General features: G+C 34.0%; 23 protein-coding genes. 2 read left to right on the forward strand and 21 right to left on the reverse strand.

Features of this window, described 5'->3' with window-relative positions; genetic code table 11:
- Window positions 1-27: 27 nt before the first annotated feature.
- The 16 genes from QLQ95_RS09470 to aspS all read right to left on the reverse strand — a co-directional run bounded on the left by QLQ95_RS09470 (window position 28) and on the right by aspS (window position 15,945).
- Window positions 28-1,419 carry an NADH-quinone oxidoreductase subunit N gene (locus QLQ95_RS09470; protein WP_095929642.1) on the reverse strand — a complete coding sequence of 464 codons (1,392 nt, stop codon included), beginning with the start codon at window positions 1,417-1,419 and terminating at the stop codon, window positions 28-30.
- A gap of 66 nt (window positions 1,420-1,485) precedes the next feature.
- Window positions 1,486-2,925 carry a complex I subunit 4 family protein gene (locus QLQ95_RS09475; RefSeq protein ID WP_482503568.1) on the reverse strand — a complete coding sequence of 480 codons (1,440 nt, stop codon included), beginning with the start codon at window positions 2,923-2,925 and terminating at the stop codon, window positions 1,486-1,488.
- A 10-nt stretch (window positions 2,926-2,935) separates the two neighbouring features.
- On the reverse strand, window positions 2,936-4,819 hold the full coding sequence (nuoL, locus tag QLQ95_RS09480; RefSeq protein ID WP_482503570.1) for an NADH-quinone oxidoreductase subunit L: 1,884 nt from the start codon (window positions 4,817-4,819) through the stop codon (window positions 2,936-2,938).
- Window positions 4,820-4,825: 6 nt separating this feature from the next.
- On the reverse strand, window positions 4,826-5,146 hold the full coding sequence (gene nuoK / locus QLQ95_RS09485; protein WP_008466103.1) for an NADH-quinone oxidoreductase subunit NuoK: 321 nt from the start codon (window positions 5,144-5,146) through the stop codon (window positions 4,826-4,828).
- On the reverse strand, window positions 5,146-5,685 hold the full coding sequence (locus QLQ95_RS09490; protein ID WP_095929645.1) for an NADH-quinone oxidoreductase subunit J family protein: 540 nt from the start codon (window positions 5,683-5,685) through the stop codon (window positions 5,146-5,148). Before QLQ95_RS09490 ends, nuoK begins: the two co-directional genes overlap by 1 nt.
- Complete coding sequence (locus QLQ95_RS09495) at window positions 5,686-6,231, reverse strand: NuoI/complex I 23 kDa subunit family protein (protein ID WP_111286267.1); 546 nt, start codon at window positions 6,229-6,231, stop codon at window positions 5,686-5,688. It abuts the gene before it with no gap.
- A gap of 86 nt (window positions 6,232-6,317) precedes the next feature.
- A complete protein-coding gene (nuoH, locus tag QLQ95_RS09500; RefSeq protein WP_095929647.1) occupies window positions 6,318-7,370 on the reverse strand; it encodes an NADH-quinone oxidoreductase subunit NuoH in 1,053 nt (350 codons plus the stop codon).
- A gap of 6 nt (window positions 7,371-7,376) precedes the next feature.
- Entirely contained in the window at window positions 7,377-8,405 is a 1,029-nt protein-coding gene (locus QLQ95_RS09505; protein ID WP_179003262.1) for an NADH-quinone oxidoreductase subunit G, read from the reverse strand.
- A gap of 93 nt (window positions 8,406-8,498) precedes the next feature.
- A complete protein-coding gene (gene nuoF / locus QLQ95_RS09510; protein WP_482503573.1) occupies window positions 8,499-9,869 on the reverse strand; it encodes an NADH-quinone oxidoreductase subunit NuoF in 1,371 nt (456 codons plus the stop codon).
- 1 nt (window position 9,870) lies between these two features.
- Window positions 9,871-10,401 (reverse strand): complex I 24 kDa subunit family protein, encoded by a 531-nt coding sequence (locus QLQ95_RS09515; RefSeq protein WP_095929650.1) that lies wholly within the window; start codon window positions 10,399-10,401, stop codon window positions 9,871-9,873.
- A gap of 198 nt (window positions 10,402-10,599) precedes the next feature.
- Entirely contained in the window at window positions 10,600-11,838 is a 1,239-nt protein-coding gene (locus QLQ95_RS09520) for an NADH-quinone oxidoreductase subunit D (protein WP_095929651.1), read from the reverse strand.
- Window positions 11,839-11,859: 21 nt separating this feature from the next.
- Window positions 11,860-12,381 (reverse strand): NADH-quinone oxidoreductase subunit C, encoded by a 522-nt coding sequence (locus tag QLQ95_RS09525; RefSeq protein ID WP_095929652.1) that lies wholly within the window; start codon window positions 12,379-12,381, stop codon window positions 11,860-11,862.
- A 1-nt stretch (window position 12,382) separates the two neighbouring features.
- Window positions 12,383-12,931 carry an NADH-quinone oxidoreductase subunit B gene (locus QLQ95_RS09530; RefSeq protein WP_095929653.1) on the reverse strand — a complete coding sequence of 183 codons (549 nt, stop codon included), beginning with the start codon at window positions 12,929-12,931 and terminating at the stop codon, window positions 12,383-12,385.
- A 150-nt stretch (window positions 12,932-13,081) separates the two neighbouring features.
- Window positions 13,082-13,447 (reverse strand): NADH-quinone oxidoreductase subunit A, encoded by a 366-nt coding sequence (locus QLQ95_RS09535; RefSeq protein WP_095929654.1) that lies wholly within the window; start codon window positions 13,445-13,447, stop codon window positions 13,082-13,084.
- A gap of 242 nt (window positions 13,448-13,689) precedes the next feature.
- Window positions 13,690-13,884 carry a cold-shock protein gene (locus QLQ95_RS09540; protein WP_007137066.1) on the reverse strand — a complete coding sequence of 65 codons (195 nt, stop codon included), beginning with the start codon at window positions 13,882-13,884 and terminating at the stop codon, window positions 13,690-13,692.
- 309 nt (window positions 13,885-14,193) lie between these two features.
- Window positions 14,194-15,945 carry an aspartate--tRNA ligase gene (aspS, locus tag QLQ95_RS09545; protein ID WP_095929655.1) on the reverse strand — a complete coding sequence of 584 codons (1,752 nt, stop codon included), beginning with the start codon at window positions 15,943-15,945 and terminating at the stop codon, window positions 14,194-14,196.
- Between the two features lie 157 nt (window positions 15,946-16,102).
- Here aspS and QLQ95_RS09550 point away from each other — a divergent pair, with 157 nt between their 5' ends.
- Window positions 16,103-17,098, forward strand: coding sequence for a TlpA family protein disulfide reductase (locus QLQ95_RS09550; protein WP_320494614.1), 996 nt, complete (start codon window positions 16,103-16,105; stop codon window positions 17,096-17,098).
- A gap of 210 nt (window positions 17,099-17,308) precedes the next feature.
- A complete protein-coding gene (locus QLQ95_RS09555) occupies window positions 17,309-17,656 on the forward strand; it encodes a toxin-antitoxin system YwqK family antitoxin (protein WP_095929657.1) in 348 nt (115 codons plus the stop codon).
- 58 nt (window positions 17,657-17,714) lie between these two features.
- Here the strand turns inward: QLQ95_RS09555 and QLQ95_RS09560 are convergent, their stop codons facing one another.
- From QLQ95_RS09560 to QLQ95_RS09580, 5 genes are all read right to left on the reverse strand, one after another.
- Window positions 17,715-18,827 (reverse strand): PepSY-associated TM helix domain-containing protein, encoded by a 1,113-nt coding sequence (locus QLQ95_RS09560; protein WP_482503577.1) that lies wholly within the window; start codon window positions 18,825-18,827, stop codon window positions 17,715-17,717.
- A gap of 64 nt (window positions 18,828-18,891) precedes the next feature.
- On the reverse strand, window positions 18,892-20,442 hold the full coding sequence (locus tag QLQ95_RS09565; RefSeq protein WP_482503578.1) for a PepSY-associated TM helix domain-containing protein: 1,551 nt from the start codon (window positions 20,440-20,442) through the stop codon (window positions 18,892-18,894).
- Window positions 20,443-20,447: 5 nt separating this feature from the next.
- Window positions 20,448-20,747, reverse strand: a complete 300-nt coding sequence (locus QLQ95_RS09570) for a hypothetical protein (RefSeq protein ID WP_320494617.1) — start codon at window positions 20,745-20,747, stop codon at window positions 20,448-20,450.
- Window positions 20,748-20,760: 13 nt separating this feature from the next.
- Complete coding sequence (locus tag QLQ95_RS09575; protein ID WP_250834461.1) at window positions 20,761-21,093, reverse strand: hypothetical protein; 333 nt, start codon at window positions 21,091-21,093, stop codon at window positions 20,761-20,763.
- 60 nt (window positions 21,094-21,153) lie between these two features.
- Window positions 21,154-23,634, reverse strand: coding sequence for a TonB-dependent siderophore receptor (locus QLQ95_RS09580; RefSeq protein WP_482503580.1), 2,481 nt, complete (start codon window positions 23,632-23,634; stop codon window positions 21,154-21,156).
- Between the last annotated feature and the right edge of the window lie 34 nt (window positions 23,635-23,668).

The raw sequence follows: 23,668 nt of genomic DNA on the forward strand, positions 1-23,668 counted from the left end.
TGAATATTTTAATTTAAAGAAATTTTCTTATTTCAATAAGTCTAAAACTAACGATGGGAATAAACCTAAAGCAATATTTAAAACAATTGATACTACAGCTGTAGCATAAATAAGGAATGGTCTTCCTGTTCTTTCTTGATTAGGTTCTTTAGAATACATTGCAATGATCAGTTTGAAATAATATCCAACACTAATGATAGAATTGATTACTGCAACGATTACTAAACCAATATATCCTGCTTGAATTGTTTGATTGAATAAGAACAACTTAGCAAAGAATCCAGAGAAAATAGGAATTCCAGCCATTGATAATAATGAAGCCGTTAAAACTGCAGCCAATAGCGGATTTGTTTTTCCTAAACCGTGGAAGTTTGTAATATCTTCATTATCTTGATCTCTGCATACATATAAAATCACACTGAAAGCTGCGATTCCTGCTAATGCATAAGCAGCAGTGTAGTACAATAAAACTCCAGCTGATGCAGAAACAGTTAACAATGTCATTAACATGAAACCTGCGTGAGAGATTCCAGAGAAAGCAAGCATACGTTTTACGTTTACTTGTCTAAGTGCCATAATATTACCAACAGACATTGAAGCAATAGAAATAATAACCACTATAACTTCAAAAGTATGCAATAGATCTTGATTTTCTAATGAAGAAATGAAGTTCATGCCAGCAATCAGTTTAAATAAAGTTGCAATTGCGACTACTTTTGCTAATGTACTCATTAAAGCTGTTGTTAAAGCAGGAGAACCTTCATAAACATCTGGAGCCCAGAAATGGAAAGGAACAGCAGCTACTTTAAATAACATTCCAACAACCATTAAAATCATTCCGATTGGAAACCAGATTGGTAATTCTGCAGACAAAGCGCTTTCGTGAATTTCGCTGATATCAAAGCTTCCCATAGCACCGTAAATCAAACAGATTCCGAATAAGATAATTCCTGATGCGAAAGATCCCATTAAGAAATATTTCATTCCCGCTTCATTACTTTTGATATTTAAACGATCACTTGCAGCTAAAACATATAATGCAATAGACAAGATCTCAATTCCTAAAAAGAACATCGCTAAGTTTCCAAAAGAAACCATTGCTACAGCTCCAGCAAGTAAGAATACTTTAATTGCAACGAAATCTGAAATTTTTGTTGGGTGATTTTGGTAAAAATTGTGACTTAATGCTACAAGGAAAATCGTCAAAACGATAAACAATGATGAAAACGCAGTAGAAAACTTACTCACTGCTATCATATTGTTGTAATAACTTTGTTCTGTTCCAAATTCACAGTAATTAAGTGCCAATACACCTATTAAACCCAAAATGGTAATAGGGATTATGGCCTTTCTTAAATTAAGAATTTCAAACAATAGGCAGAAAATACCCAATCCTGTTATAGCTATTAATGTATTCATTTTTATCTTTTTGATTTAGGATTTCAATTTTTAAGTGGAATCCTAATTTATTTTTTGTTTAAAATATTAGTTCTTATTGATAACTTGTAAAATAGTTTCCAAGCTTGGTGTAATCAAATCTGTGATTGGTTTTGGATAGAAACCAAAGAATAATAAAACTGCAATGATTACCGCAAATGAAACTCCTTCGTTAAGCGTAACATCTGCAAAAGTTTTAGAATTAGTTTCACCTAACATTACATGTTGGAACATTCTTAACATATAGTAAGCTCCTAAAATGATAGTTGTTCCGCCAAGAATAGCAAACCAAATATTGATTTGAGATAAACTGTACAATACGGTAAACTCTCCAACAAAGTTAAATGTGCTTGGTAATGCAACAGAAGCCAATACTAAGATTAAAAACATTGATGTGAATTTTGGAGACTGAGTACGGATTCCGCCCATTTCTTCAATTTCTCTAGTTTCATATCTTCTGAAAATTACTTCAGCAGCAAAGAATAATCCAACTACAACAAAACCGTGAGCAATCATTTGCAAAATAGCTCCTCTTAAACCATCAAGAGTTAAGGTGTAAGATCCCGCAGCAATTAAACCAACGTGAGCAAGAGAAGAATAAGCTAATAATTTCTTTAAATCTTTTTGTCTCAATGCAACGATTGAACCATAAATTACACCAGCAATTCCTAAACCAATAAAGATATACATGTATTCTTTAGCAGCAATTGGTGCAATTGGCAATTGCCAACGGATAACACTGTACAATCCCATTTTTAGCATGATACCAGATAAAAGCATTGTTCCAACAGTTGGTGCTTTTTGGTATACATTTGCTTGCCAAGTATGGAAAGGAATAATTGGAATTTTGATAGCATAAGCTAAGAAGAAAGCCAAGAAAATCCAGAATTGCTCGCAAGCAGATAAGTTTACTTTATATAAATCTTCGATTAAGAAAGAACCTGCTTTTTGATATAAATAAATAAATGCAGTTAACATGAATAACGAACCAGCAAGTGTGTAAATAAAGAATTTAACCACTGCTTTTCTGCGTTCTTCAGCGTCGCCATTACCCCAGATTAAAGCAATAAAGTAGATTGGAATAAGTGCTAATTCCCAGAAAATATAGTATAAAAGACCATCAGCTGCTAAGAAAGTCCCGACCATAGCAAATGCCATAAACAAGATTAGAGCATAAAAGCCTTTTGCATTTTTATATTCATTTCCGAAAGAAGAAAATATAATAATCGGAGTTAAAGCTGCAGTTAGTAAAACCATTGCAAGTCCAAGTCCATCGCCATTTAAAGCGAAAGAAATTTTTGGCTGATTAATCCAGCTGTTGATTACGCTAATATTTTCACCAGCGTTGTAATTATTCAATAATACAATTGAACATCCTAAAGCAGCTAAACTAAAAAGTAAAGCAACTTTTGAAGCTAGTTTGTCACCAGAAAAGTAAGTGGCAAATGCACCAATTAAAAGTATAATTAATATAGTAGAAACGTTCATAGTAATAATATTATTGAGCTAAAAATATATAGGAAACAATTGCACAAAGTCCTAAAACAAATACAAATAGATATAATCCTATACTTCCGGTTTGTAATTTTTTTCCTTGGAAAGCAATTTCGCTTGCTATTTTACCTAATCCAAAAACAGCGGCAGATAATACAGTTTCAACGTGATCTCTAAAGAATTTAGATAAAACATTAATTGGCTTCACAAATACTGCATCGTAGATTTCGTCTACATAATATTTGTCATATAAAAGTCTGCTTAAACCAACAATGTTTTCATCAGATTCTGGAACATTATCTTGTTTAAAGTATTTTACGTAAGCAATTAAAATTCCAAGTAATCCGCCTAAAACAGCTACACCCATTAAAGTGTATTCTGTTGGACCTAAATGGTGTTCTTCACCTGCCACTTTTGTGAAAAGAGGAGCAAGGTATCCATTTAACCAGCTGTTTCCAGGTAAACTTATTAATCCTCCAAAAGTTGCTAAAATAGCTAAGATGATAAGTGGAATAGTAATTAATGAACCACTTTCGTGTAAGTGATGTTTTTGTTCTTCAGTTCCTCTAAATTCTTTGAAGAAAGTCAAGAACATTAAACGGAACATATAGAAAGCTGTCATGATTGAAGCAATCGATCCAACAACGTATAATGGAATACTGTGGTGGAAAGCTGTCAATAAAATTTCGTCTTTAGAAAAGAAACCTGAGAAGAATGGAACTCCTGAGATTGCTAATGAAGAAATCAACATGGTCCAGAATGTAATTGGCATTGCTTTACGCAAACCTCCCATGTTACGCATATCTTGTTCACCGTGTAATCCGTGAATTACAGATCCAGATCCTAAGAATAAACAAGCTTTAAAGAAAGCGTGAGTGATTACGTGGAAAACCGCTACTTCGTAAGCTCCAAAACCTAATGCTAAGAACATTAAACCTAATTGTGAAACTGTAGAGTAAGCTAATACTTTTTTGATATCGTTTTGAACCAATCCGATTGTAGCCGCAACTAATGAAGTGATAGCTCCAATAACCGCAATTACAGTTTGTACATCTGTTGCAAGGTCAAAAACAAAGTTTAATCTAGTTATCATAAAGATACCAGCAGTAACCATCGTAGCCGCGTGGATTAATGCAGAAACTGGAGTTGGTCCAGCCATCGCATCAGGTAACCAAGTGTATAACGGAATTTGAGCAGATTTACCACAAGCTCCAATAAACAAACATAAAGCTGCTAAAGAAAGTAAAGGTAAATTTAAGTTTGAAGCTCCTGCAATTGCCGTTTTTAAAGTCGCATAATCTAATGTTGAAAACATCGAACCGATTATAAACATACCGATTAAAAGACCTAAATCTCCAATTCTGTTCATGATGAAAGCTTTTTTTGCAGCATCATTGTAGTCTTGGTTTTTATGCCAGAATCCAATTAATAGGTAAGAACAAAGTCCAACACCTTCCCATCCAATGAAAAGAACTAATAAGTTGCTTCCGATTACAAGTGTAATCATGAAGAATACGAATAGATTTAAATAAGCAAAAAACTTGTGCATATTCTCATCATCGTGCATGTAACTGATAGAGTATAAGTGAATCAAAGATCCAATTCCAGTTACAAAAAGTAACCAAAGAACAGATAATTGATCTAATAAAAATCCAAGATTGATTTTTAAGTTGCTAATTTGAATCCAATCAAATAAAGTAACTTGAATTCCTTTTCCAGTTGAAGTTATTTGATTAAAAAGTAAAAGAGAAACTACAAAAGAAATTGCTACAGCAATTGTTCCGATTGCACCAGAAACTGTTTTGCCTAAGCTTTTTCCAAAAAAGACATTTACTAGAAAACCTAGTAAAGGAGTTAAAACTAAAATTAAAGCTAAATTGGTATCCATTTCTGATTATCCTTTTAAATTTTTTAAATTATCGATACTGATTGATCCGATATTTCTAAAGATAGAAACTAAAATGGCCAATCCTACCGCAACTTCGGCTGCAGCAACCGCCATCGAGAAGAACACAAAAACTTGTCCTTGTGCATCTTGATGATAAGTTGAAAAAGCAACAAATAAAAGGTTTACCGCATTCAACATAATTTCGATAGACATGAAAACGATAATAGCATTTCGTCTGTACAATACACCAAAAATACCAATACAGAAAAGTACAACACTTAAAAAGATGTAGTTTTCAATACCTATTTGATTTAATATATTACCCATTATTTATTTAATTTTTCTTTTTTAGACAATAGAACTGCTCCAATCATAGCAACCAAAAGTAGGATCGAAGCAAATTCGAACGGAACCATATATTCGTTCAATAATATTTTACCTAAAACTTTAATTGATTGGAAATCTTCTCCAGTAGAATCGTATTCACCAACAATTGGTTTCGAGTTAATAAAGATTGTAATCAAAACAATCAATATTAAACAGAAAGAAACAATAGCACCTAAACGTGTAATTCTAGGGCGGTGAACTTCTCGCTGTTCGTTCAGGTTCATCAACATGATGGTAAACAGAAACAGAATCATAATAGCTCCAGAGTAGACTATTATATGAACAACAGCTAAAAACTGAGAATTTAATAGTAAATAATGACCAGCGATAGAAAAGAAACAAATTACCAAGTAGATGGCACTATGAATCGGGTTTCTACTGAAAATAGTCAAGAAAGCAGTAATAACGGTAATGAACGCTAAAAAGCAAAAGATAACTTGAACAGTTGTTGCGTGTGCAAAATCAGGAATATGTATCATTTAGTTAGCATTTTTAAGTTGAGCGTTTTTCAAAGCCATTTCTAAAGGCATTACTAATTTATCTTTCCCGAAAATGAAATCTTCTCTATTGTAATTAGCAGGAACTAAAACTTTAGATTCAGTTAAGTAAATCGCGTCTTTTGGACAAGCTTCTTCACATAAACCACAAAAAATGCAACGAAGCATATTGATTTCGTAGATTTCTGCGTATTTCTCTTCTCTATACAAGTGTTTTTCATCTGGTTTGCGTTCTGCAGCTTTCATAGTGATCGCTTCTGCAGGGCATGATAAAGCACATAATCCGCAAGCTGTACAGTTTTCACGGCCTTGTTCATCACGTTTCAACATATGTTGACCACGGTAAACTGGACTCATTTCACGAACCTGCTCTGGGTAATGAATGGTAACTTTTTTTCTGAAAAGGTGTTTTACTGTAATAACCAAACCTTTTACAATCGCCACAAGATACAATCGTTCAACAAAAGACATGTCTTTATTTGACACCACCTTTTTTCTACCCGATAATGATATAGTTTCTATTGACATTTTTACTATTATAGTTTATGATTTATAATTTGACATCGATCAAATTCAAAATCTATTTTGTTTTTATTTGAAGCTAATTACAGTTCTTAGAACCCTAAAGCTGCTAAGATTTCGTGTCTTAAAATAACAACACCTGTAATCATGATATTAATAATCGAAAGCGGAATTAAAATTCTCCAACCTAAGTTCATTAATTGGTCATATCTAAATCTTGGAATTGTCCAACGTACCCACATATAGAAGAAAATGAAGAAACATATTTTTATAAATAATGCTCCAATTCCTAATAAGTTTGCTGTATTTACACCTACATTTTCTACCATCCATTGCATTCCTGGGTAGTTGTATCCACCAAAGAATAATACAGAAATAATAGTAGAAGAGATAAACATACTTGCATATTCAGCAAATAAATAGAATCCCATTTTCATAGATGAATATTCGGTATGGTAACCTCCAATTAATTCGTTTTCACATTCTGCTAAATCGAAAGGAGTTCTGTTTGTTTCTGCAAACGAGCAGATTAAGAAAATTAAGAATGATAACGGCTGATAGAAAACATTCCAATTCATTCCTTGCTGCTGTAATGAAATTTCTTTTAAACTCATTGTTCCAGTCATCATCAATAAAGCAATTATTGATAATCCCATTGCAACCTCGTAAGAAACCATTTGAGAAGCTGCACGAATAGCTCCCATCAAAGAGAACTTATTGTTAGATGCCCATCCACCAATCATGATACCGTAAACTCCAACAGAAAGAACTCCGAAAATGTACAATAAAGCAATGTTTACATCTGTAGCTTGAAGAATAATGTCTCTTCCGAAAAGATGCAAACGATCTCCCCACGGAATTACAGCACTAGTCATTAAAGCTGTACTCATTGCAATTGCAGGTCCAACTACAAATAAAAATCTATTTGGTGTGTTTGGGAAAAACTCTTCCTTAGAGAACAATTTCATACCATCTGCAAGTGGTTGTAATAAACCTCCCCATCCAGCACGGTTTGGTCCAACACGATCTTGCAAGAAAGCAGCAACTTTACGTTCTGCCCAAGTAGAATACATCGCCATGATCATTGTTACCGCAAAAACGACAACAATAACAACACTTTTTTCTATAATAAATGCACTTTCCATTTCTTACTATTTTTGATCTTTATCAGTTAATGGAATTGCAGCCATACTAATCTTTTTACGGTCAATATCTCTACCTAAAAGAATATTCTTTTCTGTATCGATTGTAACTTTCTCTAATTTTTGAGTGTAATTGTTTTGGTTGATAACAGAATCTTTTTCAAATTCTCTTGGTCCTTCAATTACCCAGTCTTTCACATCTTTGTGATCAAAACGACAGCTGTTGCAAATGAATTCTTCCACTTCATGGTACTCGTCTTTACGACCAGTTACACGCTGAATTTCTCCACCAAACATCCAAACTGTAGTTTTTCCGCAACATCCTGGAGTAGTACATTCTCTGTGCGCGTTATAAGGTTTGTTAAACCAAACTCTTGATTTAAAACGGAAAGTTTTATCTGTTAAAGCTCCAACTGGACAAACGTCAATCATGTTTCCAGAGAACTCATTGTCGATCGCTTTAGAAATTCCAGTTGAAATATTAGCGTGGTCACCACGATCCAATACTCCGTGAACTCTGTTGTCTGTCAATTGATCTGCAACTTGCACACATCTTTGGCATAAAATACAACGGTTCATGTGAAGTTGAATATTTGGACCAATATCTTCTGGTTCAAATGTTCTTTTCTCTTCAATGTAACGTGATTTCGGATTTCCGTGCTCAAAACTTAAATTCTGTAAATCACATTCACCAGCTTGATCACAAATAGGGCAATCTAATGGGTGATTGATTAATAAAAATTCTGTTACAGATTTACGGGCTTCAGTTACTCTTGCAGACGATTTACTGTTAACTTCCATACCATCCATACATCCTGTTACACAAGATGCCATTAATTTTGGCATTGGTCGTGGGTCAGCTTCACTTCCTTTAGAAACTTCAACTAAACAACAACGACATTTACCGCCGCTGCCTTTTAATTTTGAGTAATAGCACATGGCTGGTGGTACTAAATCCCCTCCAATCATACGTGCAGCCTGCAGGATCGTTGTTCCTGGTTCTACGTCTATACTTTGACCGTCTATGGTTACTTTCATCTCTTTATGATTTGAATGTTGAAAGTCGGAATATTCAAAAGAGTTGCTGTCCTTTTAATATTTTTAACTTTATAACTTTCTGCTATATATTTTTTAAACGATTACTTTACTGCCAATTAAATGCTTAACTTGTGAGAAAGGCTCGGCAACAAAGTGATCTCTATTTTTAATTTTTTCTGGGAAACGAACGTGATATTCAAATTCATCTCTAAAGTGACGAATCGCTGCAGCTACTGGCCAAGAAGCAGCGTCACCAAGCGGACAAATTGTGTTTCCTTCAATTTTACTCTGAATGCTCCACAATAATTCGATATCTTCTTCACGGCCTTGACCGTTTTCGATTCTCCATAAGATTTTTTCTAACCATCCAGTTCCTTCACGGCATGGAGTACATTGTCCGCAAGACTCATGGTGGTAAAAACGAGCAAAGTTCCAAGTGTTTCTAACCACACAAGCAGTGTCATTGTACACAATAAATCCTCCAGAACCTAACATAGATCCAGTAGCAAAACCACCATCACTTAAAGATTCGTAAGTCATTAAACGATCTTCGCCATTTGCTGTTTTGAAAATCAATTCAGCTGGTAAAATTGGCACAGAAGAACCTCCAGGTACAAATGCTTTCAAAGGTCTGCTTGAAGACATTCCTCCTAGATATTCATCAGAATTCATGAATTCGTCAACACTCAAACCTAATTCAATTTCGTAAACACCAGGATTTTTAATGTGCCCTGAAGCAGAAATTAATTTAGTTCCAGTAGAACGTCCAATTCCAATTTTAGCATAATCATCACCAGAATTGTTTACAATCCAAGGCACAGTCGCAATTGTTTCCACATTGTTTACCACAGTTGGATTTGCCCAAAGACCAGAAACCGCTGGGAAAGGTGGTTTAATACGAGGATTTCCTCTTTTACCTTCCAAAGATTCGATTAATGCTGTTTCTTCTCCACAGATATAAGCTCCAGCTCCACAGTGTACGTGAAGTTCAAGATCATAACCTGATCCTAATATATTTTTTCCTAACCATCCGGCAGCTTTTGCTTCGGCGATTGCTCTTTCTAAGATTTTGAAAACCCACATATATTCTCCACGAATGTAGATATACGATAGGTTAGCGCCTAAAGCGTAGCTTGAAGTAATCATTCCCTCAATTAATAAATGAGGAATATATTCCATCAAAAATCTATCTTTGAATGTTCCAGGCTCAGATTCGTCGGCGTTACAAACTAAGTGTCTTGGTTTTCCTGATTTTTTATCAATAAAGCTCCATTTCATTCCCGCAGGGAAACCTGCTCCACCACGTCCACGTAATCCTGATTTTTTTACTTCTTCCGTAACTTCGTCTGGAGTAAGTGTTTTTAAAGCTTTTTCTACAGAAGCATAACCACCATTTTGGCGATACACTTCGTAGGTTTTAATTCCAGGAATATTGATTTTATCTAATAATATTTTTTGTGACATCTTATTTATCGTGTAATATTATTTTATCATCTCTACAATCAGCAATGATCTGATCGATTTTTTCTTCTGTCAATTTCTCTTTGTAGAAATCACCTAATTGCATCATCGGAGCATATCCGCAAGCACCTAAACATTCTACACCAGCAATGGTAAACATTCCGTCTGGAGTTGTTTCGCCCATTTTAATGCCAAGTTTTTCAGAAGTATAATCCATTAAATTTTCGGCACCGTTTAAACAACAACAAGAAGTCTGGCAGAACTCAAACATGTACTTACCAATTGGCTTCTGGTTGAACATCGTATAGAAAGTAACCACTTCATAAACCTCAATTGGTTTTATCTGAAGAATCTCGGCAACTTTATCTTGCAATTCAATACTTAACCAGTTGTTATGCGCATCCTGAACTTCGTGCAAAACAGGCAATAAAGCCGATTTTTGTTTGCCCTCAGGATAATGACTAATCAATTCATTGATACGAGCGATCAATGCTTCAGTCATGTTTATTTCTTGTTTGTAATGTTTACGTTCCATTTTTATTTTAGATTTTAGATTTTAGATTTTAGATTTTTTCAAATCTTTATCTACAATCCTTATTCTGCAATCTTTGTTTTAAGTTTTAGATTCTTCAATCTGAATTTTACAATTCTTAATTATAATTTTAAATCTAAATTCTAAAATCTGCATTCTCAATCAGCAATCTAAAATTTAAAATCTAAAATCAACAATTATTTAGGCGTCTAATTCTCCTGCAATTACGTTCAAACTTGATAAGATGATAATTGCATCAGAAAGCATGGCACCTTTAATCATTTCTGGGAATGCTTGATAATAAATAAAGCATGGTCTTCTGAAATGTAATCTATATGGAGTTCTGCTTCCGTCTGTTACTAAATAAAAACCTAGCTCTCCATTTCCTCCTTCTACTGGGTGGTAAATTTCTGCAACTGGTACAGGAACTTCTCCCATTACGATCTTAAAGTGATAAATTAAAGATTCCATAGAAGTGTAAACGTCTTCTTTTGGAGGAAGGTAGTAATCTGGAACTTCAGCGTGATATTCGTTTCCGGGAGGCATTTTTTCTAACGCCTGACGAATAATGCTTAAACTTTCCCAAACTTCAGCATTACGAACACAGAAACGATCGTACGTATCTCCTGATTTTCCAACAGGTACAATAAAATCGAAATCTTCGTAAGATGAATAAGGTTGTGCTACACGTACGTCATAATCAACTCCAGCAGCACGTAAGTTTGGGCCTGTAAATCCGTAAGCCATTGCTTTTTCGGCAGTGATACCACCTACGTTTACAGTTCTATCAAGGAAAATTCTATTTCTCTCGAATAAGTTTTGGAATTCTTGCCAAACTGGTGGGAATTCTTCAAGGAATTTATCTAGTTTTTTGAAAACTTCTGGAGACCAGTCTCTTTCAAAACCACCAATTCTTCCCATATTTGTAGTCAAACGAGCTCCACAAATTTCTTCGTAGATTTCGTAGATTTTTTCTCTAAATTGAAAAACGTATAAGAAACCAGTATACGCACCAGTATCAACCCCTAGAATTCCGTTACAGATAATGTGGTCTGTAATACGAGCCAGCTCCATAACGATAACTCTTAAGTATTGAGCTCTTTTTGGAACTTCAATGCCTAATAATTTTTCTACAGTCATCCACCATCCCATATTATTGATAGGAGATGAACAATAGTTCATACGGTCTGTAAGAGGTGTAATTTGATAAAAAGGACGATTTTCGGCAATTTTTTCGAATGCTCTGTGGATGTAACCAATAGTTGGTTCAGCCTCAAGAATTTTTTCACCATCCATCAACAAGATATTTTGAAAAATACCGTGTGTAGCAGGGTGAGTCGGACCTAAATTCAGTACAGAAAGTTCGCTTCCGTCTTCGTTTAGTCTCTCCTTAATTATTTTAGCATATCGATGCTCTGGTGGTAATAATAGTTCTGACATTTTATAATGTTGAATTATTTTTTAGCAATTTGTTGTTGTTCTTCCGAAGAATCGGTCATCCTTATCTGTTCTTCCGCTGTCTTCCAATGGGAATTCTTTTCTCATTGGGTGAGACAACATTTCATCCATATTTAAAATACGTTTCAATTGAGGATGTCCTATAAAGTCAATCCCATAGAAATCGAAAGTTTCTCTTTCCATCCAGTTAGAAGACAAGAAAATGTTTGAAACCGATTTAATTTCTGGTTTTTCGCCGTTTAAGAAAACTTTGATTTTCAATCTTTTGTTTTCGTACCAGTTGTGTAAATGATAAACAACTGCAAACTGGCGTTCTGTTTCGTTATCTGGATAATGAATACCACACAAATCTGTTAAGAAGTGAAAGCGTAATTCAGGATCATTTTTAAGGAATAGAATCAGGGGCGTAATTTTATCAGCCGAAGCTTCTAAAGAAAAAATATCTCTTTCTTGCTGAAAATTGAAAACATCGTTATTAAATGTTTCAGTAAGTTTATCTTGGATCAGGGTGTTTTCTAAAGCCATCTTATGAGATATTATATGAAGCTAATAATTCTTGGTATTCAGGTGAGCTTCTTCGTCTCACAGATTCGCTTTTTACCAGGTCTTGAAGTCTCATAACTCCATCAACAATTTGTTCTGGTCTTGGCGGGCATCCTGGCACATAAACATCAACAGGAATTACTTTGTCAATTCCTTGAAGAACAGAGTAAGTGTCAAATACTCCTCCTGACGAAGCGCATGCTCCAACAGCAATAACCCAGCGAGGCTCGGCCATTTGTTCGTATACTTGTCTTAAAATTGGGGCCATTTTTTTAGAAATAGTTCCCATAACTAATAACATATCGGCTTGTCTTGGCGAGAAACTCACACGCTCAGAACCAAATCGAGCTAAGTCATAGTGAGATGCCATTGTTGCCATGAATTCGATACCACAGCATGAAGTCGCGAAAGGAAGCGGCCATAATGAGTTAGCTCTTGCTAAACCAACAACATCACTAAGTTTTGTAGCGAAGAAACCTTCACCAGTAACTCCTTCTGGCGGCGCAACCATATTTACTTTTGAATCGCTCATTTTATTTTAGATTTCTGATTTTAGATTTTAGATTCATTGAAATCGTAAAAAGTAAAATCAATTTTTTAAATCAGTACTTTAAATTTGAATTCAAATTTTAAATCTCAATATTAGATAAATCTAAAATCTCCGATCTAAAATCTAAAATCATTATTCCCACTCTAATGCTTTCTTCTTGATGATGTAAAAGAAACCAACTAAAAGCAAAGACATGAAAACTAACATTTTTAGCATTCCTTCAATTCCTAAGTCTTTAAAGTTTACTGCCCAAGGATAAAGGAAAATAACCTCTACGTCGAATAATACGAACAAAATGGCAACTAAGAAGTATTTTACAGAGAATGGAATACGGGCGTTACCAACAGATTCGATACCACACTCGAAGTTTTTATCTTTAACTTCAGAGGTTCTTCTTGGTCCTAATTTTCCAGAAATAATGATTGTTCCTACCACAAAACCAACAGCTAGAATAAACTGCATTAAAATAGGAATGTAACTGTATTGATCAGATTGCATAAACTTCGATTTTTTACTTAAAAAATGAGCCACAAAGATAACTTGGAACTCTGTAAAACACAAGCTAAAAAAGGATTTAAGTAGGGTAGTAAACCGCGTTTATGTCTAATTTTTATTGATTATAAATAACATTGCGTTATTTTAATATTTTTTTAAGAAATGGGCAAAAAAAAACGTCCCGATACTTCGGGACGTCTTCTGAGACCATTCAGAGGCAAAAAAAATAAATTGCTATATTTTTCTTAGATTACTGCTACTTTAGCAGCAACTTTCCCTTTTCTTCCTTCTTCTTCTTCATAGCTTACACGGTCACCTTCGCGTAATTCTTCCGCGTTAATTCCTGAAGCGTGAACGAAGATGTCTTTTCCTGTTTCTTCGTCTGTAATGAATCCATAACCTTTAGATTCATTGAAAAATTTTACTGTACCTGTACGCATTTGTAATGTAATAATAATTTATAATAAACAAATGTAATATTTAAAATCATACAAAAGACATATACGTGTTAATTTTTTGTAAAAATTATTGATTTACAGTGTTTTTACGCGGTTTATTGCGTCAATTTGTTTATAAAATACCATAATTTGCGAATCATTAATTGTAGGAATATAAAAACATTACGTTTGTAGGAATATGATAATTCTAAAAAAAATAGCCTTTAAGATTTTTCTTAGTATTTGGTTAAATTAAAAAAGCCGCTGAAATTTCAGCGGCTTTTTATTTTTTTATGAATAATTTACTTCAAATTAAGCAATATTTACTTTAATTCGAAGTTCTTTTAATTGTGCGTCGTCAATTGCAGCAGGAGCATCGATCATTACATCGCGTCCTGAATTGTTTTTAGGGAAAGCGATGAAATCTCTAATTGTTTCCTGACCTCCAAGAATTGCCACAAGTCTGTCAAGACCAAAAGCAAGTCCTCCGTGAGGTGGTGCTCCAAATTGGAAAGCATCCATTAAGAAGCCGAATTGTGCTTTTGCTTCTTCTTCAGTAAATCCTAAATATTTAAACATTAATTGTTGTGTCGCTTTATCGTGAATACGAATAGATCCACCTCCAATTTCATTTCCGTTTAAAACCATATCATAAGCGTTTGCACGAACTTTTCCAGGTTCTGTTTCTAGTAAAGCCATGTCTTCTGGTTTTGGAGAAGTAAATGGGTGGTGCATTGCATGATAACGTCCGCTTTCTTCGTCAAGTTCCAATAATGGGAAATCAACAACCCATAATGGAGCAAATTCTTCTGGATTACGTAAGCCTAAACGAGTTGCTAATTCCATACGTAAAGCAGAAAGCTGAGCACGTGTTTTGTTTGCTGGACCAGAAAGAACAAAAATCATATCTCCAGGATTTGCTTCTGTTGCTTTTGCCCAGTTTGTCAAATCGTCTTGATCGTAGAATTTGTCTACAGACGATTTGTAAGTTCCGTCTTCGTTACATTTTACATAAACCATTCCTGACGCTCCAACTTGTGGACGTTTAACCCAATCAATTAACCCGTCGATTTCTTTACGAGTGTAATTTCCTGCTCCAGGAACCGCAATTCCGACAACTAATTCAGCCGCATTAAATACAGGGAATTCTTTGTGTTGTGCAAATTCGTTCAATTCTCCAAACTTCATTCCGAAACGAATGTCCGGTTTGTCGTTTCCGTATGTTTTCATGGCGTAGTCGTAAGTAATTCTTGGGAATTTATCTACTTCAATGCCTTTAATTTCTTTTAATAAATGTCTTGTCAATCCTTCGAAAATATTCAAAATATCTTCTTGCTCTACAAATGCCATTTCGCAGTCAATTTGAGTAAACTCTGGCTGACGGTCTGCACGTAAATCTTCGTCACGGAAACATTTCACAATTTGGAAATATTTATCCATTCCACCTACCATCAACAATTGTTTGAAAGTTTGCGGAGATTGCGGCAAAGCATAAAACTGACCTTCATTCATGCGGCTTGGCACAACAAAATCTCTTGCTCCTTCTGGAGTCGATTTGATTAGGTAAGGTGTTTCAACTTCGCAGAAATCCAAATCAGATAAATATTTACGAACTTCCATTGCCACTTTGTGACGGAATAATAAACTATTTTTTACTGGATTTCTTCTGATGTCCAAGTAACGGTATTTCATTCTGATATCTTCTCCACCGTCAGTTTCATCTTCAATTGTAAAAGGAGGAGTAAGTGCACTATTTAAAATCGTTAATTCTGAAACTAAAATTTCAATTTCACCAGTTGGGATGTTTTTGTTTTTAGCTTCACGCTCAATAACAGTTCCTTTTACCTGAATTACAAATTCACGTCCAAGTGTTTTTGCCAATTCAAAAACAGTTTTATTAGTACGACTTTCGTCAAAAATAAGTTGTGTAATTCCGTAGCGGTCACGTAAATCGACCCAATTCATAAATCCTTTATCACGTGATTTTTGAACCCAGCCCGCAAGTGTAACTTCGGTATTAATATTTGAAGCGTTTAATTCGCCACAATTATGACTTCTATACATAATCAAAATTTTAGACTGCAAAAGTAAATACAAAATTCAAGATAATATAGTAAAGTGATAAGTTGATGCAGAATAATTTTAAATATTTTGTTAATTCCAAAAAGTGGAAGCTTTAATTTCTTTAGTTTTGATTATCTAAAAACTAATTGAAATACCTATGAAAAAACTCTTTGTTGCAGGATTAGTAATTTTTAATGCTTTAAACATAGTCGCCCAAGACACAAATTCTATCAAGTTTACGGCTACAATTGCCAATAGAAATAGTGATACTTTAATAATTAAAGGAAGAGATAATTTTGAGAAAATAATCCCAATTGATAAAAAAGGAGTTTTTGCAACCACTTTTAATGCTCCTCAAGGATTTTATGTATTGTATGATGGGAAGGAATCTTCTAATTTGTATTTAAAACCAAATTCTGAAGTCAATTTAACATTAAACGCGCAAGAATTTGATGAAACGATTGTATATAAAGGTAAAGGAGTAGAGGAAAGTAACTTTTTAGCGCAACAGGCCTTAAGGGATGAAAACTTTACTAAAGAGGCTTTTACTAAAGAACCGAATGAATTTGCTGCTTTACTGGATGGCAAATTGAAATCGGATACAGAAAAAATAGAGAAGAGTGATTTTTCGGCAGATTTTAAAACGGCTTTAAAGCGCAGTTTTGAAAGTTTTCATCAATATGTAGCGCAAGATTACGAGAGAGTTTTAAAATCAAATAAATTTATAGGAAAAGCTTCTCCGAGTTTTGATTATGAAAATTATAAAGGAGGAAAAACCAAACTTTCTGATTTTAAAGGGAAATATGTTTACATTGATTTATGGGCAATTTGGTGCGCACCTTGTAGAGCTGAAATTCCGTATTTAAAAAAGTTAGAAGAAAAGTATCATGGAAAAAATATTGAGTTTGTGAGTATCTCTATTGATAAATTGAAAGACAGTGAGAAATGGAGAAAATTTGTTGCCGATAAAAGTCTTGGCGGTACACAACTTTTAGCCGATAAAGATTGGGAATCTGAGTTTATTGTTAATTATAATGTAACTGGAATTCCAAGATTTATTCTGCTAGATCCAAGTGGTAATATTGTAAAATATGATGCGGCGAGACCTTCAGACCCAGAATTGGATAAACAGCTTACAGCATTATTGAACTAATTTATTTACGAAATTTACAACGTTATCGTAAAGTTTAAATATTTCTAAAACACCAGTAAAACCAGTGCCTGAGCGCTGGTTTTTTTATTAGGTCTATTTTTCCAATGTTAAGTTTTTAATCAATGTTACCAAATTGTTAAGTAAAAGTTTTTTTAATGTAAACTATTAACTATATTTGATAAAGATTTCTTAACATTAATACCTAAAGATATGAAAAAGAGTGTAATTTTAGCTGCAATATTGTTCTCTGGAATTGTAGTTGCACAAGAAGGAAAGCCTGAATTAGAAGCTGCTGGAAACAAGGTAAAAGCAACGTATTACTATGAAAGTGGTAAAGTGCAGCAAGAAGGCTTTTTTAAAGACGGTAAATTAGACGGTGTTTGGGTATCTTATGACGAAAATGGAAACAAAAAAGCCGTTGGAGAATACGCAGACGGAGTTAAAACTGGAAAATGGATTTACTTTAATGAAGACAGCTTGAAAGAAGTTGCTTATGTTGACAACAAAGTAAGTTCGGTTAAAAATTTACAGAAAAATGCTTTAGCAAACAGAAATTAATCACATAATTTCAGTCCAATTATAAAAAGACCGTCCCGTTAAAAACGAGACGGTTTTTTTATGCTTTTACTTTTTTAGATTTCTTGTTTCTTCCAAACCAAATTATAAATCCAGTGATAGGAAGTATTGCGGCAATTAAGCTCACGGTAAAGGCTATAATTTTTCCTGGAAGATCTAAAACTTGTCCTGTATGTATTCCGTAATTCATTTCTACCACTTTTAATCCTAAAGTCTTTTTATCGAATGTCTGGCTTTGAATCAATTTTCCGCTTGACGGATGAAAATAATAATTGCTCTGCTGATCGTAACGTAAGGTGTGCGGATAGGCGCCTGTACTCACAATATCGCCTTTTTGTTGCGGAATCATTACAAAGAACATTTCTGCTTTTGGCTGTAATTTTAAGGTTTGGATAAATGCTTTGTCAATTGCAGTAACTGAATTTGCCTTGAAAGTGGTTGTGTCAATTACAGGCATTTTGGTTTCGCCTGCTTTGTCTCCGCCAAAATTGAAAGATTTATAAATTCCGTCGCCAACCCATTCGTAAGTAAAAGTAAGTCCGGTTATAGCAAGAATTAAGGCAATTAATGAAATGTAAAAACCGGTAGTATTGTGCCAGTCGTAATTTACTCGTCGCCATTTTGCAGACCATTTAATGGTGAAACTTCTTTTAATGTCACTTTTTCGTTTTGGCCACCATTGTATAATTCCGGAAATTAATAATAGGATAAAAATAATGGTTGCGCCACCAATAATATGTTTTCCAATGTAATCGGGTAGGAGCAGATACAAATGAATGTATTCTACAATAATAAAGAAATCGGTTTTTGGATTTTCTGTTTTTAAATATTTGCCTGTGTAGGGATTAAAATAGAGATATAAATTCTCTGTGTCCGAATAGGTATAAACAATTGCTGATCTGTTTTTTCCATAATAAGCAACCATACTGGTTTTGTTTGCCGGAAGAACTTCCTTCGCTTTTTTCTGTAATTCAGATGGTAATAGAAAAGGTTTGTTTTGAGGTTCAACCAAGCGCCATTCTTTTCTTGTGATGTCTTTTATTTCGTCGTGAAAACAAAAAATGCAGCCCGTAATACAAACTATAAAAACAATAAGCCCAGAAATTAATCCGAGCCATTTGTGTATAAAACGTATTTTGGTTTTGAATCCCATATTTTGATTAAAAGCGTAAAAGTATACGCAAAACCAATAGAGGGCAAATAAATTAAGCTAATTTTTAAGAAACTGCTTTTTTTGGCTTTAAATGATAAGCGGTGTATAATGAAATTCCAGCTAGGAAAATCCAGAAAACATCAATAAAGAAAATCTGAAATTTGTTTTCCATAAATGAAGTCCAAAACCAATTTCCAGAAACGATTCCGTTGGTAATTGGAATTAAGAATCCTAAAATACTTCCTGAAATCAGACAGAATTTGTTGGTAAAAGCATCATTCTTTTTAATAATAAAGAAAATAGTTAGCAATAGCCAGCCTCCAAAATAAAGTGCATACAAATTAGACTGACTTAACGGATAGAAAATTTTACTTCCTATAAAGGCTAGTGCTGTAATTGGATACATGCTCAAGCAAATGGCCAGATAAATGCGAACAACAGCATTATTGAAACGCCTTTTCTTTTCTGGCATATTGTTTTTTTGTCGGGCAACAAGCCAGATCATAACTCCAGAAATAATGACAAAACAGGTTATAATTCCTAAAATGAAGCTTACAATTTTTAAAGCATATCCGCCATAATCGCCAAAATGTATTCTATACAAAACATTTTTTACAACATCTAAATAACTGGTTTGTGCAATTGGGTCTTTTTTGGCAATTTCTTTTCCGTCGGCAACTCTGTGAACTACTTTTCCAATTCCAGTAAACTTTTTATGGCTTAAAAGTTCGCCTTCTACCAAAACATGCATATTTGCATCTCCATAATTTTGGATAAAAACACGGGTAATTTCAAAATCGGCCCAATTCTTTTTGGTTTTGGCAACCAGCTCATTAATATTAAATGGATTGGCCAGTTTTTTATTTTCAAATTTATAATCGGGATCTGTATATTCCAGTTCCTTGTATAGTTTATCTTGGTCTCCTTTGTATAAAGCCATTACGGCTGGTGCTACAATTAAAAGTTTAATCATAAAAAATGCTCCTGTAACTGCATATACAAATTGAAATGGCAAACCAATCATTCCTAAAGCTGTATGTGCATCTGTCCAAAGTGTTTTTAATTTTTCTTTTGGACGGAACATGTAAAAATTAGAAACAATTTTATTCCAATGCAACAAAACGCCTGTTATGATTGCGAATAAAAAAAACAAAGCTGTAAATCCAGATAAATAATATCCCACAGGATATGGAATTTGCGCCAGAAAGTGCAGACGGTATAAAAGCTCACCTAATGAATACGATTCTTCATAAGTATAGCCTTTGTAATTTTTGTTGTCTAAATAAAAAAACTCTCCTGCTTGCTGTTTTTTTGGAGCCAAGGTATCTTTGGTTCCTTCCATATAAACAGCTACTCGATTTTCTACTGAAGGTTTAGAAATAGTGATATTTCTTCCGTGCAAAACATATTTTTTGTCCAGATGCTGCAGTGCGTTATTGTAATCTAATTGAATTTCTCTTGTGATTACTGTAGATTCACTTCTTTCCCAATTGATGATTTCATCTCTAAAAAAAGAAAAAGACCCAGCGAAGAAAATTACAAAAAGAACTACACTGATAACGATTCCGCTGACAGTATGTGTGTGAAAATAGATATTGTAATGACGGTTATTCATAAATATTATTGTGCCGTATTATAGGTTTGACCCAGATAGATAAAAAGACAAAAAAGTAAAGAAAGCAAGATGTAAATTCCCCATATTTTCCAACCACTTTTGGCTAAAAATGCGATGATCATTAAAGCGACCCATAGAATAAAACCGCTAAAGGCCATTGTGATTAATACATTGGCACGGTTAAACCAAGAAGCTAAAGCCAAATGAAAAGTAACAGAAACAAAGTATCCTCCTAAAATTGCAGCAGTAATTTTGGAAAAGCGTGGCCAAAAAGAGGGATTTAGATATTTTGAATTTGCTGGCATAATTTGATAATGATTACTGGTAGTAGAATTCTGTTAGTGCAATAAAAACCAGTAATGCCAAAAGTAACTTACTGTTTATTTTTTTTAATGGTGTAAGGATAATGATTAAACTTCCAACTGTCATGAGCTGAATAAAAAACATCAAAGTGCCACAGCCTAATGATTGTGTAAAAAGCCACATCATGTAAGCAGATAACAAAAGCATTAAGCCAATGATTTTAGTTTGTTTTGGATTTTTCTGCATCCATTTTTCAAAACCTAAATCATAAGACAATACAGCTCTTTTTGAAGTATAATAAAGAGTGTAAAAAGCTAAAAAAACGATAACGCTGGCAGTTGTAATCATAATCTTTAAAATTTAAAAAACACCTTTCTTTTATGAGAAAGGTGTTTTTGCTGTTTTTTATTAGAATCTGTACGAGAAGTTCGCCGCAACAGTTCTCATATTTCTTGGATGAATTGTTGACCAACCATCATATGTATCAACATTAGCAATATTGTCTAATTTTAATGTCAATGTGTATTTTTCTGTTCCGTAGAAAATAGAAGAATTTAAAACAGTATAAGAAGGGATTGTAAATTGACCAACACCGTTTCTGTTCATGATTAAGTTTTTGTCGGCGTAGTTTCCTCCAAATCCTAAACCAAAACCTTTTAAATCTCCTTCTGGGAATTTATAACTTGCCCAAAGATTTGCTAAGTTTCTTGGTCCTGAACTTTCTGGTCTACGTCCTACAAAAGAAGGATCTCCAGCGTTTAAGACAGCATCAACATAGCTGTAACCTGCTACGATGTTTAAACCATCAATAGGGCTTGCAACGAATTCTGCTTCAAAACCTTTATTTCTTTGTGCTCCATCTTGGTAAGGCGTTTGAGATGTTGCCGTATAAACTACATAAACTTGGTCTTTTACCTGAATGTCATAGTAGCTAAATGTCGCGTAAAGTTTGTCTTTAAACACGTTTAATTTTGTACCAATTTCAAATTGGTTAGCATGTTCTGGTTTGAAAGTTCTTGGGCGAGTAGTTCCGTCACCTAAAATTTCTGTTACTGGAGCAGAATTAGCAAAACCATCCATATAGTTTGCAAAAAGCGAAACTTTGTCTATAATTGGCTGATAAACGATACCAAATTTAGGAGAAAATGCAGTTTGATTGAAATCATCAGCATTTGTTGATAAATCACCAGCAGTTACAAAACGGTCAACACGTAAACTTGCCATTGCTGATAAAGCAGGTGTAAAATTGATTACATCAGAAAAATAGGCGCTGTAAACTTCTTGTTTTGTTTTGTTCATACTAATTCCGGCACTTGCAATAAGAGCATCAGTTCCAGCTTTAGTTAAGTTTCCATTATCTCCATTAGTGATGTATTTAGTAGGATCTGTGATGTTATAAAGATATTGATTCACAGTGGCAACATCTAGATTACCAATATAGATATTACCATTTCTTACGTAATTAGAGCTATTGTCAACCATGCCTCTGTTGAAGTAGTCTAAACCAACAACAAGACGGTTTCTTAGACTTCCTATTTTAAAGTCTCCAATAAAGTTTTGTTGAATATCTGTTGTTAGAGTTGTTGAATTTTGATAATTCATAGAACGTCCTAAAACAATTCCTTCGCTTATTTCAGCTGGAGCGTATTGTGTTCCTTCGTATAAATAGCTATAGTATCCATTAGATGAAGAAGAACCTCTTGAAACTACAGTTTGTGAAGTCCATTGGTCATTGAATTTGTACATCATTTGACCTTGTAAATTGTATGAAGGAGTTTCGATTGCCAATTCATTACTAGTGTAAGAACGTTTGTTATCATAACCTAATTCATCCATATTGTGAACTCTCAACGGAGCTGCTCTGTCTAAAAATAACATAGTAGCGTTCGTCTGTTTGTTGTTCATGAATTCTGTATTAATGAAAAACGAAAGTTTGTCATTTACTTGGTAAGATAATGATGGAGCAAAAAAGAATGACTTTTTAAATCCAGCATCTTGGAAACTGTTTTCTGTATGATAAGCAGTATTTACGCGGAAATTAATTCTGTGTTCCTCGTCTACAGGAGTGTTAACGTCTGCTGTTACTCTGTTTAAACCGTTGCTTCCAGCAGTGTAGCTAACTTCTCCTCCAAAACGATCATAAGGTTTTTTTGTAGTTAAGTTAATTAAACCTCCGTAAGAGATTAAACTGCTTCCGAATAAAGTACCAGACGGTCCTTTAATTACTTCAATTTTATCTATGTTAGCAGGGTCTAAACCTCCGTTTGTTAATCCTGGTAATCCATTAGTCATTGTTGGTTGTACAGCAAATCCTCTTAAAGAGAAATAACCCGCGCCATCACCTCCACGACCTGTAGAAGCCCAAAGAGGGGTTAATCCTGGAGCATTTTTAAGAGCATCGTCAAGATTGGTAACCACTTGTTCTTTTAATAATTCAGCAGTAATTGTAGTATAAACTTGTGGGTTTTCAAGATTTTTAAGAGGTAATCTTGATACTTGTTGTGTTTCTTTACGAGCTAGCGGATTTTTTCTGTTTCCGTTTACAACAATTTCATTTAATTCTTGAGAGTTTTCGCTAATTCTAAAATCCTCAATAATTGAGTCGCCGCTATTAAGACTAACGCTTTTTTCTTTAGAAGAATAACCAATTCCAGAAACTTTTAACACATAGTTGCCTGGTTTGATATTTTTAATTTCATAGAAACCATTGGCGTCTGTGCTAGTTCCTATTTTTGTTCCTTTCAATGTGACAGACACATTATCTGCAGCTTGATTATTTGTTAAGCTAATTTGGCCTTTAATAGTTGCTTTTTCTTGAGCCAAAGCTGATACGCTGGTCATTAAAGCAAAACAAAAACTCAAAAAAGAAATTGTAAATTTTAATTTCATTTTTATTTAGAATTAATTTTGATAGTGCAAATTT

It is taken from the genome of Flavobacterium sp. B330r (genome assembly GCF_056824325.1).

Excerpts from the sequence above, each read along its gene's own strand:
- QLQ95_RS09470 (WP_095929642.1), bottom strand. The coding sequence starts at position 1,419 with ATGAATACATTAATAGCTATAACAGGATTGGGTATTTTCTGCCTATTG.
- QLQ95_RS09475 (WP_482503568.1), bottom strand. The coding sequence starts at position 2,925 with ATGAACGTTTCTACTATATTAATTATACTTTTAATTGGTGCATTTGCC.
- nuoL (WP_482503570.1), bottom strand. The coding sequence starts at position 4,819 with ATGGATACCAATTTAGCTTTAATTTTAGTTTTAACTCCTTTACTAGGT.
- nuoK (WP_008466103.1), bottom strand. The coding sequence starts at position 5,146 with ATGGGTAATATATTAAATCAAATAGGTATTGAAAACTACATCTTTTTA.
- QLQ95_RS09490 (WP_095929645.1), bottom strand. The coding sequence starts at position 5,685 with ATGATACATATTCCTGATTTTGCACACGCAACAACTGTTCAAGTTATC.
- QLQ95_RS09495 (WP_111286267.1), bottom strand. The coding sequence starts at position 6,231 with ATGTCAATAGAAACTATATCATTATCGGGTAGAAAAAAGGTGGTGTCA.
- nuoH (WP_095929647.1), bottom strand. The coding sequence starts at position 7,370 with ATGGAAAGTGCATTTATTATAGAAAAAAGTGTTGTTATTGTTGTCGTT.
- QLQ95_RS09505 (WP_179003262.1), bottom strand. The coding sequence starts at position 8,405 with ATGAAAGTAACCATAGACGGTCAAAGTATAGACGTAGAACCAGGAACA.
- nuoF (WP_482503573.1), bottom strand. The coding sequence starts at position 9,869 with ATGTCACAAAAAATATTATTAGATAAAATCAATATTCCTGGAATTAAA.
- QLQ95_RS09515 (WP_095929650.1), bottom strand. The coding sequence starts at position 10,401 with ATGGAACGTAAACATTACAAACAAGAAATAAACATGACTGAAGCATTG.
- QLQ95_RS09520 (WP_095929651.1), bottom strand. The coding sequence starts at position 11,838 with ATGTCAGAACTATTATTACCACCAGAGCATCGATATGCTAAAATAATT.
- QLQ95_RS09525 (WP_095929652.1), bottom strand. The coding sequence starts at position 12,381 with ATGGCTTTAGAAAACACCCTGATCCAAGATAAACTTACTGAAACATTT.
- QLQ95_RS09530 (WP_095929653.1), bottom strand. The coding sequence starts at position 12,931 with ATGAGCGATTCAAAAGTAAATATGGTTGCGCCGCCAGAAGGAGTTACT.
- QLQ95_RS09535 (WP_095929654.1), bottom strand. The coding sequence starts at position 13,447 with ATGCAATCTGATCAATACAGTTACATTCCTATTTTAATGCAGTTTATT.
- QLQ95_RS09540 (WP_007137066.1), bottom strand. The coding sequence starts at position 13,884 with ATGCGTACAGGTACAGTAAAATTTTTCAATGAATCTAAAGGTTATGGA.
- aspS (WP_095929655.1), bottom strand. The coding sequence starts at position 15,945 with ATGTATAGAAGTCATAATTGTGGCGAATTAAACGCTTCAAATATTAAT.
- QLQ95_RS09550 (WP_320494614.1), top strand. The coding sequence starts at position 16,103 with ATGAAAAAACTCTTTGTTGCAGGATTAGTAATTTTTAATGCTTTAAAC.
- QLQ95_RS09555 (WP_095929657.1), top strand. The coding sequence starts at position 17,309 with ATGAAAAAGAGTGTAATTTTAGCTGCAATATTGTTCTCTGGAATTGTA.
- QLQ95_RS09560 (WP_482503577.1), bottom strand. The coding sequence starts at position 18,827 with ATGGGATTCAAAACCAAAATACGTTTTATACACAAATGGCTCGGATTA.
- QLQ95_RS09565 (WP_482503578.1), bottom strand. The coding sequence starts at position 20,442 with ATGAATAACCGTCATTACAATATCTATTTTCACACACATACTGTCAGC.
- QLQ95_RS09570 (WP_320494617.1), bottom strand. The coding sequence starts at position 20,747 with ATGCCAGCAAATTCAAAATATCTAAATCCCTCTTTTTGGCCACGCTTT.
- QLQ95_RS09575 (WP_250834461.1), bottom strand. The coding sequence starts at position 21,093 with ATGATTACAACTGCCAGCGTTATCGTTTTTTTAGCTTTTTACACTCTT.
- QLQ95_RS09580 (WP_482503580.1), bottom strand. The coding sequence starts at position 23,634 with ATGAAATTAAAATTTACAATTTCTTTTTTGAGTTTTTGTTTTGCTTTA.